At 65.4% G+C, this 12,966-nt stretch carries 13 protein-coding genes and 1 riboswitch; of the genes, 1 reads left to right on the forward strand and 12 read right to left on the reverse strand.

The genetic code is table 11. From position 1 onward, the window contains the following. Window positions 1-94: 94 nt before the first annotated feature. On the forward strand, window positions 95-832 hold the full coding sequence (locus tag IPM89_11720; GenBank protein ID QQS53538.1) for an SDR family oxidoreductase: 738 nt from the start codon (window positions 95-97) through the stop codon (window positions 830-832). Window positions 833-859: 27 nt separating this feature from the next. Here IPM89_11720 and IPM89_11725 read toward each other — a convergent pair whose 3' ends face one another. The 12 genes from IPM89_11725 to purU form a co-directional block, all read right to left on the reverse strand. Next, window positions 860-1,555, reverse strand: a complete 696-nt coding sequence (locus IPM89_11725) for an HAD family hydrolase (GenBank protein ID QQS53539.1) — start codon at window positions 1,553-1,555, stop codon at window positions 860-862. After that, window positions 1,552-2,790, reverse strand: coding sequence for an O-succinylhomoserine sulfhydrylase (locus IPM89_11730; protein QQS53540.1), 1,239 nt, complete (start codon window positions 2,788-2,790; stop codon window positions 1,552-1,554). Before IPM89_11730 ends, IPM89_11725 begins: the two co-directional genes overlap by 4 nt. A gap of 109 nt (window positions 2,791-2,899) precedes the next feature. After that, window positions 2,900-2,974, reverse strand: a riboswitch (SAM riboswitch). A gap of 46 nt (window positions 2,975-3,020) precedes the next feature. Then, window positions 3,021-4,541, reverse strand: coding sequence for an amidophosphoribosyltransferase (purF, locus tag IPM89_11735; protein ID QQS53541.1), 1,521 nt, complete (start codon window positions 4,539-4,541; stop codon window positions 3,021-3,023). A 36-nt stretch (window positions 4,542-4,577) separates the two neighbouring features. After that, a complete protein-coding gene (locus IPM89_11740; protein QQS53542.1) occupies window positions 4,578-5,084 on the reverse strand; it encodes a CvpA family protein in 507 nt (168 codons plus the stop codon). Window positions 5,085-5,211: 127 nt separating this feature from the next. Beyond that, on the reverse strand, window positions 5,212-6,237 hold the full coding sequence (locus IPM89_11745) for a hypothetical protein (protein ID QQS53543.1): 1,026 nt from the start codon (window positions 6,235-6,237) through the stop codon (window positions 5,212-5,214). A 2-nt stretch (window positions 6,238-6,239) separates the two neighbouring features. Beyond that, window positions 6,240-7,538 carry a bifunctional tetrahydrofolate synthase/dihydrofolate synthase gene (gene folC, locus IPM89_11750; GenBank protein ID QQS53544.1) on the reverse strand — a complete coding sequence of 433 codons (1,299 nt, stop codon included), beginning with the start codon at window positions 7,536-7,538 and terminating at the stop codon, window positions 6,240-6,242. A gap of 22 nt (window positions 7,539-7,560) precedes the next feature. Next, entirely contained in the window at window positions 7,561-8,427 is an 867-nt protein-coding gene (locus IPM89_11755) for an acetyl-CoA carboxylase carboxyltransferase subunit beta (GenBank protein QQS53545.1), read from the reverse strand. Window positions 8,428-8,522: 95 nt separating this feature from the next. Further along, window positions 8,523-9,353 carry a tryptophan synthase subunit alpha gene (locus tag IPM89_11760; protein QQS53546.1) on the reverse strand — a complete coding sequence of 277 codons (831 nt, stop codon included), beginning with the start codon at window positions 9,351-9,353 and terminating at the stop codon, window positions 8,523-8,525. A gap of 14 nt (window positions 9,354-9,367) precedes the next feature. Continuing rightward, window positions 9,368-10,594 (reverse strand): tryptophan synthase subunit beta, encoded by a 1,227-nt coding sequence (gene trpB, locus IPM89_11765; GenBank protein QQS55895.1) that lies wholly within the window; start codon window positions 10,592-10,594, stop codon window positions 9,368-9,370. After that, complete coding sequence (locus IPM89_11770; protein QQS53547.1) at window positions 10,572-11,216, reverse strand: phosphoribosylanthranilate isomerase; 645 nt, start codon at window positions 11,214-11,216, stop codon at window positions 10,572-10,574. Before IPM89_11770 ends, trpB begins: the two co-directional genes overlap by 23 nt. 159 nt (window positions 11,217-11,375) lie before the next feature. Continuing rightward, window positions 11,376-12,071, reverse strand: a complete 696-nt coding sequence (locus IPM89_11775) for a sulfite exporter TauE/SafE family protein (GenBank protein QQS53548.1) — start codon at window positions 12,069-12,071, stop codon at window positions 11,376-11,378. Window positions 12,072-12,081: 10 nt separating this feature from the next. Continuing rightward, window positions 12,082-12,933 (reverse strand): formyltetrahydrofolate deformylase, encoded by an 852-nt coding sequence (gene purU, locus IPM89_11780; protein QQS53549.1) that lies wholly within the window; start codon window positions 12,931-12,933, stop codon window positions 12,082-12,084. Window positions 12,934-12,966 lie beyond the last annotated feature (33 nt).

Here is a 12,966-nt window from a genome sequence, read left to right on the forward strand (position 1 = left end):
GGGTTTTGTTTTTCTTACAGGAGAGATACTGTTAATATTTACAACAATTAGTGTTATTTTGACAACAAACAGGGCTGGACTGGAGAAGATCATCATGCTAACCGGTAAAAACACTTCGCCCGTGGCGGTGGTGACGGGCGCCAACCGCGGGCTGGGTCTGGAAACGGCCCGGCAACTGGCCAAGCACGGTTTCCGCGTGCTTCTCACCAGCCGCAATGCGGGCAAGGGCGAAATGGCGCTGGAAAAATTACTGGCCGAGGGCCTGGACGTGTTGTTCCAGCCGTTGGACGTTACCTCGGAAAGCAGCGTCGCCGAATTGGGCGCGTTCATTCACAGCCGTTGTGGCCGAGTGGATGTGCTGGTCAACAACGCCGGGGTTTTCCTTGATAGCCACGGTGCGGAAGATGCGGGCAACACCAGCGTGTTCAACGCCAGCCTGGAAACGCTGACCGCGACGCTGAAGACCAACCTGTATGGCCCGCTACTGCTAGCGCAGGAACTGGCGCCGCTGATGAAGCAGCAGCAGCATGGCCGCATCGTCAATGTTTCCAGCGGTATGGGTCAATTGAGCGAAATGGAAGGAAAATCACCGGCTTACCGGATTTCCAAAACCGCCTTGAACGCGCTGACGCGAATCCTGGCGGCCGAGACCCAAGGTTCCAACATCCTGGTCAATTCGGTCTGTCCGGGCTGGGTGCGCACCGAAATGGGCGGCCCCAGTGCCGAGCGGACGGTCGAGGAGGGTGCTTCCGGCATCGTCTGGGCCGCTACCTTGCCGGACGATGGGCCAACCGGCGGTTTCTTCCGCGACGGAGAGCCGATTCCCTGGTGAGCCGGTGCTGGCTGGCGGCGCTTCGCCTCAGGGTGCGTCGTTTTCCCAAGCCGCCAACACGTTTTCCAGTTCCGCCAGATGGCCGATTTCCGCGTCTGCTCGCGGACCACCAGGCCAGTCTCGGCCGGTGCGATTGACCCAGACCGTGCGGAAACCGGCTTGAGCCGCGCCGAAGACATCATGTTCCGGGTCATCGCCGACATGGACGATCTGTTCAGGCCGCGCCGCCAGTCGTTGCCGAGCCAGTTCAAACATCAACGGTTCCGGTTTGGCCGCGCCGACGTCGATGGCGTTGAGCGAGAAGGCAAAAACATCGTGCAAGCCGATCAAGCACAGATCGGCGTTACCGTTGGACAGGGAGGCCAGCGTATAGCGTCGGGCCAGCCGCTCCAGCACTGGCCGCACGTCCGCAAACGGTTCCACCGCATTACGGGCGACGAAAAATACTTCAAACGCGCTTTCCACGTCGAACTCCCAATAACCAGCCCGCCGCGCCGCCAGATTCAACGCCGCCTTGCGCAACCAGGTGCGGTCATGAGCCATGTTCGGACGAGCGGCGACCACCTCGACCGATAAATCCCGCAGCTCCAGCGGGGTGAAGTGCTCGGCCATGCGCGGGTAGCGTGCCGCCAGCCACTCGTGCAGCAGCTGCTCGGCGCGTTCGACCACCGGCCAGATATCCCAGAGCGTGTCGTCCAGATCGAAAGTGATGGCTTTGATCATCGATCAGTCGCTTCTCCCCCGGTGGAAGAGAGATCGGAGTGAGGGGCGGTGCGCTGGAAACCGCGTTCCAGATCGCGCTGGATGTCCGCAATCGCCTCCAGGCCCACCGAAACGCGCACCAGCCCCTCGCGAATACCGGCGGTTTCACGCTCTTGCGGAGTCAGCCGGCCGTGAGTGGTGGTGGCGGGATGGGTGATCGTGGTTTTGGCGTCGCCCAGATTGGCGGTGATGGAGATCATCCGGGTGGCGTCGATCAGCGCCCAGGCGGCTTCCCGACCGCCGTGCAGCTCGAACGAAACGATGCCGCCAAAGCCGCTCTGTTGCCGCTTCGCCAGCTCGTGCCGCGGGTGCGAGGGCAGGCCGGGGTAATAGACCCGCTCCACCGCCGGCTGAGCCTCCAGCCAGCGAGCCAAGTGCAGTGCGCTCTCGCTGTGGGCGCGCATCCGCAGGGACAGGGTTTCCAGCCCCTTGAGGAACACCCAGGCGTTGAACGGGCTCAGGGTCGGGCCAGCGGTGCGCAGAAAACCGTAAATATCGACGCCGACCCGCTGTCGGTCGCCCACCACGGCGCCGCCGACGCAGCGACCCTGACCATCCAGGTACTTGGTGGCGGAATGGATCACCAAGTCGGCGCCCAGTTCGAAGGGCCGCTGCAAGGCGGGAGTACAGAAACAGTTATCCACCACCAGCAGGCAGCCGTGGGCGTGGGCGAGATCGGCCAGCGCCCGGATATCGGCCAGTTCCATCAGCGGATTGGACGGGGTTTCGAGGAAAAACAATCGGGTTTCCGGGCGGATCGCGGCCTCCCAGGCGGCGATGTCGCTCAAGGGAACGTAGCTGGTGGCGATGCCGAACTTGGCCAGATATTGATTAAACAGCGAAACGGTGGTTCCGAATACCGCATTGGCCGAGACGACATGGTCGCCGCTTTTGAGCAGCGCCATGCAGGTTGCCAGGATCGCCGCCATCCCCGACGAGGTGGCGATGCAGGTTTCGCCGCCTTCCAGCGCCGCCAGCCGCTCCTGGAACACGCGCACGGTTGGATTGGTGAAGCGGGAGTAAATGTTGCCCGCGACCGCGCCGCTGAAGCGGGCGGCGGCTTCGGCGGCATTGGCGAACACGAAGCTGGAGGTGGCGAAAATCGGTTCGGCGTGTTCGCCTTCAAAGGTGCGCTGCTGGCCGGCGCGCACCGCCAGGCTGGCGAAACCGAGTTCGGGAATGTCGTCGATGGGCATGTCCGGGCATCTCCGCGGTCAATGGGGGTTGCAAAGTCGCCGCGGAGTGCCCTGATGATGGCGCCGGCGGCGCGCGGGCATGAAAAAACCCGCTCGGTGGGACGACCCAGGCAGGTTCAACCCGCTTTAGCGAAATTTGTTAAGCGCCTGCAAGCTGAACATTCAAATCGGCGCTGGACGGCAAGCTTAGAAGGTCAGCGCCGTGCTGTCAAAAAGACCAAGCGCCGCGCTCAGGCATCGTTATGCAGGTCGATGAATGCGTTTTCGGCGTTTTCGGCGGTTTCATAGGTGGCCTTGACGCTGTCGGAACGCTCGCGGGCCAGACAGTCCAGATAGGCCCGATCGATATCGCCGGTCACGTACTCACCGGTAAAACAGGAAGCATCGAAAGCCTTGAGCGCACGGTTGCCGCGCCGCACCGCTTCTTCCAGGTCGGACAAATCCTGAAAAATCAGATGATCGGCGCCGATGGCGCGAGCCACTTCTTCCTCGGAGCGACCATGGGCGATCAGCTCGTAAGCGGCCGGCATATCGATGCCGTAGACATTGGGATAGCGCACCGGCGGCGCGGCCGAAGCGAAATACACCTTGCGGGCGCCGGCCTCCCGAGCCATGCAAATAATTTGTTCGGAGGTGGTGCCGCGAACGATGGAATCGTCCACCAGCAGCACGTTCTTACCGCGAAATTCCAGGTCGATCGCATTCAGCTTCTGTCGCACCGATTTCTTGCGGATTTTCTGGCCGGGCATGATGAAGGTGCGGGCGATGTAACGATTCTTGATGAAGCCTTCCCGATACTTGATGCCCAGGATCGAAGCCATCTGCAGGGCGGCGGTGCGGCTGGTGTCGGGGATCGGAATCACCACGTCGATATCCTGATCCGGCCAGACCCGCAGGATTTTTTCGGCCAGATATTCGCCCATCCGCAACCGGGCCTTGTGCACCGAGACCTGATCCATGATCGAGTCGGGCCGGGCCAGGTAAACGAATTCGAAGATGCAGGGGGAGTAGCTCGGATGATCGGCGCACTGGCGGGCGTGCATGCGCCCATCGAGGTCGAACAGCACCGCTTCGCCCGGCGCCACGTCGCGGATGCGCTGAAAATCCAGCGCATCCAGCGCCACGCTTTCGGAGGCAACCATGTACTCCATGCCGCTCTCGGTCTCGCGCCGGCCGAACACCAACGGCCGGATGCCGTATGGGTCGCGGAAGGCCACTAGGCCGAAGCCGACAATCAGCGCCACGGCGGCGTAGGCGCCCCGCACCCGCCGATGCACCGCCGCCACCGCCGCGAAGATATCCTCGGCATCGATCGACAATTTGCTGCGCTGCTGCAATTCGTGAGCGAATACGTTGAGCAGGATTTCCGAGTCGGAATTGGTGTTGATGTGGCGTAGATCGGAACGAAACAACTCGTCCTTGAGCTGGATGGCGTTGGTCAGGTTGCCGTTATGGGCCAGGGTGATGCCGAACGGCGAGTTGACGTAGAACGGCTGCGCCTCGGCGGAATCGGAACTGCCGGCGGTCGGATAGCGGACGTGGCCGATCCCGATATTGCCGTGCAGGTTGCGCATGTGGCGGGTGCGGACGACATCGCGGATCAGGCCGTTATCCTTGCGCAGGAACAGGCGGCCGAGGTCGCAGGTGACGACGCCCGCCGCATCCTGGCCGCGATGCTGCAATACGGTGAGGCCGTCGAACAGGCTCTGGTTGACCGGGCCACGCCCCGCGATACCGATAATTCCGCACATCTGTCACCACCCGCGCGTACTGGACGGCTACCGCCGTCATTTGGGAACGATTTCAGGAAAGCGAAAATTCTGGGCCAACTCTGGCGGCAGGAAATCCCGCAGCCAGAGGGCGGTTTCCTGAAAATGCCGTAACAGCAACGACTGTTGCCACCAGGCATCCTTGGGTAGCGGCGTCAACCCCGCCGCCAATACCAGCACAACGACGACGGCCACGCCTCGCGCCAGACCGAAGCTCATGCCCAAGACCCGGTCGGTACCGGTCAGGCCGGTATAGTGGACCAGGTAGGATGTGAGGATGCCGATCAGCCCACCGATCAGCAGCGTGATGAGGAACAGACCACCAAAGGCAACCGCGGCACGCAACGACGGCACGTCCAGGTAGGGAGTAAGATGCGTGGCGGTTTGTTCGGCAAACAGGAAAGCAATGGCGAAGGCGGCAATCCAGGTAGCCAGCGAGATCACTTCGCGCAGCAGGCCGCGCCAGAGTCCGGCCAGCATGGAGAGGGCGATGATGGCGATGATCAGATAATCCGCCCAGTTCATGGGTTGCGGTATCCCGCTCCGGAACGTTCGTGCGCATGGATCATGAGGGGAGGGTCGCTTGCGGTCTCAGGAACTTACATCTTAGCAAAAACGCGCGTGGGCTGAAACGCGGCGCTATCGACAGGATTCAACGCCAGATGCGCACCAGGTACAGCGGCCGGCCGTTGGCCGTGGTCTGTTCGACCGCCGCCCGGATATTGCGACTCCGGTAGCGGTCGCGCACGGCATAGGCATTGTCCTGCAACGCGAAACTGGCTACAACGGCACCGCCGCTGGCTGGCATGGGGGCTGGTGGGTTCGAAGTCGCCGCGGGACGGGATTTGGCGACCAGTTCGATTTGGGGCATGGCGGGTGGTCTGGCTCGGGCCGCCTGAGCCTTGGCCTGGGCCTGGCGGCGGGCTTCTTCGGCGCGGGCGGCCTCCCGGCGGGCGGCGGCGGCCTGGGCCTGGCGGCGGGCTTCTTCGGCACGCGCGGCTTCCCGGCGGGCGGCGGCGGCCTGGGCCTGGCGGCGGGCTTCTTCGGCACGCGCGGCTTCCCGGCGGGCGGCGGCGGCCTGAGCGGCGCGGCGGGCGGCCTCGGCCTGGGCCTGGCGGCGGGCTTCTTCGGCGCGGGCGGCCTCCCGGCGGGCGGCGGCGGCGGCACGGCTGGTTTCAGCTTGAGCAGCGGCGGTTTCCGTGGCGGACGAGCGTGGCGGCGGCGCGGCTTCCTGGGCGGCTTGCAGGCGGGCGGCTTGGCTGTTGGCGGCGGCGCCGCGCGCTTCTTCGGCGCGCGCGCGCGCTAGAGCGGCTTCCGCCTGCTCTTGGCGGCGGGTAGCCTCGGCGCGGGCCTTGGTCGCCGCGATGCGTTCGGCTTCGGCCTGGTCCCTGGCGACGTGTGCCGCTTCTTCCTGATCGGCCGGCGTCTCGGCCGGTGGGGCCGGTTCCTCCTCTGGAGCCACGGGCATCGTCTGGGCGACCGGTGGGGCAGTGTCGGCCGGCGCCGGAACGGAGAAAGTTAGCGTGGATGGTTTTGGAGCACTGGGCGATGGGGTGTCCGGCGAGCGAACCGGGGTGGATGGCGTTTGCGATTTTTCCAGCAATTCCGGGACGAAAATCACGGCCAGCGCGGTAATGACGGCGGCACCGACCAGGCGTTGGGTTAAGCGGTTGTTCAAAATCAAGCCTCCCGTGATTGTGGCGGGGGAGAATCGGATAGCCACGGCTGGTCGGCCAGCACGGGCGCAACGGTTTGGAACGAACCCAGCACCACGATGCGGTCACCGGGCCGAGCGGCGGTCCGGGCGGCTCGGCAGGCGCTGGCGATGTCGGTGGGCGCTGGCGCGTCGACATCGCGCAGTACCCGCGCCAGTTCGTCGCCGGAGCCGCCTCGCGGCCCGGTCAGCATGACCGGATGCCAGCCGTCGATCAGGCCGCTCAGTGCCCGAACGATGCCGTTTGCGTCCTTATCGGCCAGCAGGCCGATGATGGCCCGGGTTTGCCCGGCGCAGGGTCGTTCCAACAGGTTGGCGGCCAGGACGGCGGCGCCATGTGGATTATGGGCAACATCGAGAATCCACTCAACCGGGCCGGAGATGCTTTGCAAGCGGCCGGGCAGTTCAGCTCGCGCCAATCCGCCACGAATAGCGGCGGCGGAAACCGGCAGTCGATCGCGCAGGCTGGCCAGGGTCATGAGCACGGCGGCGGCGTTGCCGGTCTGGTGCGAGCCGGCCAGCCCCGGTGGTGGCAGCTCGTCGAAGCACAGGTCGTCCGCCCACCAGCGCCAGGTCTGGCCGGTGCGGGCCAAGCCGTAGTCGCGACCAGCTTGCAGGAAAGTTGCGCCGATGTCGCGGGCGTGCTCGACCAGCCGGCGCGGCGGATCGGGATCGGCGCAGATGGCTGGCCGACCGGCGCGGTAGATGCCGGCTTTTTCGTAGCCGATGCTGTCGCGATCCGGTCCCAGCCAGTCGGTATGATCGAGGCCGATGCTGACCACCAGCGCGGCGTCGGCGTCGATGACGTTGACCGCGTCCAGCCGTCCACCGAGGCCGACTTCCAGTAGCGCGACCTCGACGCCGGCTTCGTGGAACAGCTCCAGCGCCGCCAGGGTGCCGAATTCGAAGTAGGTCAGGGAAACGTCGCCGCGAGCCGCGTCGATGCGGGCAAAAATCCGGCAGAGCGCGTCGTCGCTCGCTTCCGCGCCGTTGATGCGGATACGCTCGTTGTAGCGCAATAGATGCGGCGAGGTGTAGGCGCCGACCCGGTAACCGGCGGCCCGCAGGACCGACTCCAGCAGGGCGACGCAGGAACCCTTGCCGTTGGTGCCGCCGACCGTGATCACGATGTGGGGCGGCGGTTCCGGTTGCAGCCGGCGCAACACGGCCCGCACCCGTTCCAAACCCAATTCGATGGTTCGGGGGTGCAGGGTTTCCTGCCAGCGCAGCCAGTCATCCAGGGTCGCAAACCGCGGGTCGGGCATCAGAGGATCTCGATGCGCGCGCCTAAGCCGCCAGGATGTTGCGGCCGGTCAGCATCGCCAGCAGAGTGGCCAGCCGGTCGCGCAGTTCGCGGCGGTCGAGGATCAGATCGATGGCGCCGTGTTCCAGCAGGAACTCGCTGCGCTGAAAGCCGGGCGGCAATTTTTCCCGCACGGTCTGTTCGATCACCCGTGGGCCGGCGAAACCGATCAGGGCCTTGGGTTCGGCGATGTTGATGTCGCCCAGCAGCGCCAGGCTGGCGGAGACGCCGCCAGTGGTCGGATGTGTCAGCACGGAGATGTAGGGGACACCGTGCTCGGCCAGCCGGGCGAGCACGGCGCTGGTTTTGGCCATTTGCATCAGCGAGACCAGGGCCTCCTGCATCCGTGCGCCGCCGCTGGCGGAAAAGCAGATGAAGGGGATGTGTTCCCGCAGGGCGATCCGGGCGGCGCGGACGAAACGCTCACCGACCACCGAACCCATCGAGCCGGCCATGAACTCGAATTCGAAAGCGGCGGCAACCACGGGCATGCCCTTGAGCAGGCCGCGCATGGCGATCAGAGCATCCTTCTCCTCGCAGGTTTTCTGCGCCTGGGCCAAGCGGTCCTTGTATTTCTTGCTGTCCTTGAACTTGAGGAAATCGGTCGGTTCGATATCGTCGCCGATTTCACTCGGTTCGGTTTCATCCAGAAAGCCGTGCAGGCGGTTACGGGCGCCGAGGTACATGTGATGGCCGCACTTGGGACAAACTTGCAGGTTGCGCTCCAGTTCGACGCGATACAGCACCGCTCCGCATTCCTCGCACTTGCTCCACAAGCCTTCGGGAATCTGGTGTTTGTTGCGGCCGTCGGTGCGGATGCGGGAGGGAACGAGTTTTTCGTACCAGCTCATGCCACGGGTTCCGGGTTTGGGAGGACCCTCCGGCGGCCGGTGGCCAAGATGCCGGGCGGGCCGCGGTGGAGGTGAACGGGGGCGCGGTGGGGCGCTCAGTCGGCGAGGGCGGCGGACAGGCAGGCCTGATCCATGGCCTGGCGCATGGCGGCGATCTGCGCGGCGACTTCCCGGCGCATCCGTTCGGGGTCGTCAGCCAGTTCATGCATTCTGGCGACCAGCGCGCTGCCCACCACCACGGCGTCGGCGACCTGGGCGACGGCGGCGGCGGTCGCTGGGTCCTTGATGCCAAAGCCGACGCCCAACGGCAGATCGGTGCAGGCGCGGATTGCCGCCAGCTTGTCGGCCACTTCGGCGACATTGAGCGCGGCCGAGCCGGTCACGCCCTTGAGCGAGACGTAGTAGAGATAGCCCCGCGCCAGTTGGGCGGTGTGGCGGATGCGCTCGACGGAACTGGTCGGGGCCACCAGGAAGATCGGAGCAATGCCGGCGGCGTTCATTAGTTCGATCGGTTCAACCGCTTCTTCCGGCGGCAGATCCACGGTCAGCACGCCGTCCACTCCGGCGTCGCGGGCGGCGGCGACGAATTCTCCGTGGCCCATGCGCTCGATGGGATTGAGATAGCCCATCAGGACCAGCGGGGTTTGCGCGTCGGTCTGGCGGAATTCGCGCACCAGTTCCAGCACCCGCCGCAGGGTCATGCCCTGGGCCAGCGCCCGCTCGCAGGCTTTCTGAATAACCGGGCCGTCGGCCATCGGGTCGGAAAACGGCACGCCCAGCTCGATGATGTCGGCACCGGCCGCGACCAGGGCGTGCAGCATCGGTACGGTCAGTTCCGGGCGCGGGTCGCCGGCGGTGATGTACGGAATCAGGGCCTTGCGCCCGGCGCGGCGCAATTCCTGGAAACGGTGGGTAATCCGGTTCATAAGATTTAAGACTCTTACAGTTGGATGCCTTCCAGCGTGGCGACGGTATGGATGTCCTTGTCGCCGCGGCCGGACAGGTTGACCACGATACTTTGGTCGGGGCGCATGGTCGGGGCCAGTGTCGTGACGTAGGCCAGGGCGTGGCTGCTTTCCAGCGCCGGGATGATGCCCTCGGTGCGGGTCAGATCGTGGAAGCCCTGTAGCGCCTCGCCGTCGGTGACGGCGACGTACTGAACCCGGCCGATATCCTTGAGCCAGGCGTGCTCCGGGCCGACACCGGGGTAGTCCAGCCCGGCGGAAACCGAGTGGGTTTCGGTGATCTGGCCGTACTCGTCGCTCAGCAGATAGGTGCGGTTGCCGTGCAGCACACCGGACTGACCGGCGCATAGCGTGGCGGCGTGGCGACCGGTGTCAATGCCGGAGCCGGCGGCCTCGACCCCGTAGATTGCCACCTCGCTGTCGTTCAGAAACGGATGGAACAGGCCGATGGCGTTGGAGCCGCCGCCCACGCAGGCCACCAGGACATCCGGCAGCGCGTTGTGTTCGGTCAGCATCTGCTCACGCGCTTCGCGGCCGATCACCGCCTGGAACTCGCGCACCATCAGCGGGTAGGGGTGCGGCCCGGCCACCGTGCCGATCATGTAAAACGTGTCGTCCACATTGGCGACCCAGTCGCGCAGGGCCTCGTTGAGCGCATCTTTCAGGGTGCGCGAGCCGGAGGTCACCGGATGCACGGTGGCGCCCAGCAGCCGCATGCGGTAGACGTTCAGCGCCTGGCGCTGGATGTCTTCCGCGCCCATGTAGACCACGCATTCCATCCCCAGCCGGGCGGCCACGGTGGCGGAAGCCACGCCGTGCTGGCCGGCGCCGGTTTCGGCGATCAGCCGGGTCTTGCCCATGCGCTTGGCCAGCAGCGCCTGGCCAACGGTGTTGTTGATCTTGTGCGCGCCGGTGTGATTGAGATCCTCGCGCTTGAGGTAGATTTGCGCGCCACCCAGTTGTCGGCTCCAGCGTTCGGCGTGGTAGAGCGGGCTGGGGCGACCGACGTAATGGGCCAGATCGGCGTCCAGTTCCGCCAGGAATTCAGGGTCGCCGCGGCAGTCCCGCCAGGCATCGTTCAGTTCGTGCAGGGCTTCCATCAGCGTTTCGGCCACGAACCGGCCACCGTAGCGACCGAAATGACCGCTGGCGTCGGGAAACTGGCTGAAATCGACCGGGTTATGCAGTGCGGCTTTCACAATCGTTCACACCTCGAAAAAATGCATGCATTAGTCCGGCGCCCTTGATGCCCTTGGCGGTTTCCACGCCGCTGCTGACGTCCACCGCCTGGGGTCGGACCTGGCGGATCGCGGCGGCGACGTTGCCGGGATGCAGGCCGCCGGCCAGAATCAGGGGCTTGCGGCGTTCGGTGGGAATTCTCGCCCAGTCGAAGCCTTGGCCGGAGCCGCCCATTTTGTCGCCGCCGTGGCTGTCCAGCAACAATCCGGCCGCGTCGGCGAAACGCTGCTCGTAGTCCCGTATATCGGCGTCGGCGCTCATCGGCACGGCCTTGAGATAGGGCAGGCCAAACGCCGCGCAGTAGGTCGCTTCCTCGTCACCGTGGAATTGCAGCAGGTGCAAGGGAACGTTGGATAGGACGGCGCGCACCGCCGCCGGTTCGGCGTTCATGAACAGGCCGACCGTGGTGACGAAGGGCGGCAGGGCCGCGACGATCCGCCGTGCCGCGTCCGCGCTCACGTAGCGGGGGCTGGGCGGATGGAAGACCAGGCCGATGGCGTCCGCGCCCAACGCGGCCGCCGTCATGCCGTCCCCGGGACGGGTGATGCCGCAGATCTTGACGCGGGTGCGAGGAGTCGGAGTCATGGAACGGGTGCTGGGCAGGGCGGGCGCGGCTTTAAAGGTGGAAGACTATCAGAATTCAGCCGGGTTTGTAGAGCGATGTTCGCTCTTGCCGCGTGGCGAATCACGACGTGGCGCGGGATGACCTGGACAAAAAATGTCGGGGGTATCGCCCAACCGGTGTCAGCCCGACAGCATCCGTGCCGCCAGCACGATTTCATAAACCCCAAACAGCATGACCAGCGTTCCCGTCAAACGGCGCACCGCCGGTCGCCGCACGAATTCCGCCAGCGCCGCCGCGGCCGTGCCCATCGCCAGCAGCGCCGGCAGGGTGCCCAGGCCGAAGCTCAGCAACAGCAGTGCGCCTTCCAGCGCTCCACCCGCGCCGATTGCCCACACCAAGACGCTGTAGACCAGGCCACAGGGCAGCCAACCCCATACCAGGCCGATGCCCAACGCTTGCGCCGGCGTGCGTACCGGCAGCCAGCGTCGGCCCAGCGGCTCGATCCGCCGCCACAGTATGCCGCCGGCCCGTTCCAGCCGCCCCAGCACCGTTTGCCAACCGGCCAGATACAAGCCCAGCAAAATCATGAACAGCCCGGCCAGCAGTTGCAGCCCCAGCTGGGCACGATGGACCGGTAGCAGATGCGTGGCCCAGGCACCCACGCCGCCGGCCAGCGCGCCGGCAACCATGTAACTGATGATGCGCCCGCCGTTGTAGGCCAGCAGATACGGCAGACGGGCGCGCAGCGGATGCCCCGGCGCCGGTGGCAGGCCCAGGGTCAGCGCCCCGACGATGCCGCCGCACATGCCGAAGCAGTGCGCGCCGCCGCTCAGACCGATCAGGAACGCGGCCAGGTAGGGAGGATCGATGGCCATCCCGCCGCCCCTAGCGCAGCACCACGGTCTTGCCGCCGTTCAGGAACACCCGCCGTTCCAGGTAATAATGAAGCGCCCGGGCCAGCACGATGTTCTCGATGTCGCGGCCGACCGCCGCCAGGTGTTCCGGACTGTGCGCGTGGTCCACGCGCTCCACTTCCTGCTCGATGATCGGCCCTTCGTCCAGGTTGGCGGTGACGTAGTGGGCGGTGGCCCCGATCAGCTTCACCCCGCGATTGTAGGCTTGATGGTAGGGTTTGGCGCCCTTGAAGCCGGGCAGAAAGGAATGGTGGATGTTGATCGCCCGCCCGGCCAGCGCCTGGCACAGTTCCGGCGACAGGATTTGCATGTAGCGAGCGAGCACCACCAGTTCGGTTCGGGTCTGCTCGACCAGATCCAGAATCTGTTGCTCCTGCTCCGGCTTGGTCGCCGCCGTCACCGGCAGATGGTGATAGGGAATCGCGTGCCAGTCGGCCAGATGCGCCAGTTCGCGATGATTGGAAACGATGGCGGTGATCTCCATCGGCAACGCCCCGGTGCGGTGCCGGTACAAGAGATCATTCAGGCAATGCTCGGCCCTGGATACCAGCACCATTACCCGTGGCGGCCGGCGCCGGTCATACAGGCGCCAGTCCATTTCGAACTGCCGGGCCAGCGGGGTGAAATGCGCCAGCAGCGCCGGTTCGGTCGCTTCGTCCAGATCAAACACCAGTCGCATGAAAAACCGGCCGGATTCGGTGTCGCTGAACTGGCTGGATTCCACGATGTTGCCGCGATGGGCCGCCAGCACGCCGGACACGGCGGCCACGATCCCCACCCGGTCGGGGCAGGCGATGGTCAGGATATAGCGAAGGATCGGCATGGAGATTTCAACAGGGTTGCGCGAAAGAGGGCG

This window comes from Candidatus Competibacteraceae bacterium (genome assembly GCA_016699715.1).
Taxonomy (GTDB): Bacteria; Pseudomonadota; Gammaproteobacteria; order Competibacterales; family Competibacteraceae; genus Competibacter.

Coding starts and splice junctions, on each gene's coding strand:
- IPM89_11720 (QQS53538.1), top strand. CDS start 95: ATGCTAACCGGTAAAAACACTTCGCCCGTGGCGGTGGTGACGGGCGCC.
- IPM89_11725 (QQS53539.1), bottom strand. CDS start 1,555: ATGATCAAAGCCATCACTTTCGATCTGGACGACACGCTCTGGGATATC.
- IPM89_11730 (QQS53540.1), bottom strand. CDS start 2,790: ATGCCCATCGACGACATTCCCGAACTCGGTTTCGCCAGCCTGGCGGTG.
- purF (QQS53541.1), bottom strand. CDS start 4,541: ATGTGCGGAATTATCGGTATCGCGGGGCGTGGCCCGGTCAACCAGAGC.
- IPM89_11740 (QQS53542.1), bottom strand. CDS start 5,084: ATGAACTGGGCGGATTATCTGATCATCGCCATCATCGCCCTCTCCATG.
- folC (QQS53544.1), bottom strand. CDS start 7,538: ATGCCCGACCCGCGGTTTGCGACCCTGGATGACTGGCTGCGCTGGCAG.
- IPM89_11755 (QQS53545.1), bottom strand. CDS start 8,427: ATGAGCTGGTACGAAAAACTCGTTCCCTCCCGCATCCGCACCGACGGC.
- IPM89_11760 (QQS53546.1), bottom strand. CDS start 9,353: ATGAACCGGATTACCCACCGTTTCCAGGAATTGCGCCGCGCCGGGCGC.
- IPM89_11770 (QQS53547.1), bottom strand. CDS start 11,216: ATGACTCCGACTCCTCGCACCCGCGTCAAGATCTGCGGCATCACCCGT.
- IPM89_11775 (QQS53548.1), bottom strand. CDS start 12,071: ATGGCCATCGATCCTCCCTACCTGGCCGCGTTCCTGATCGGTCTGAGC.
- purU (QQS53549.1), bottom strand. CDS start 12,933: ATGCCGATCCTTCGCTATATCCTGACCATCGCCTGCCCCGACCGGGTG.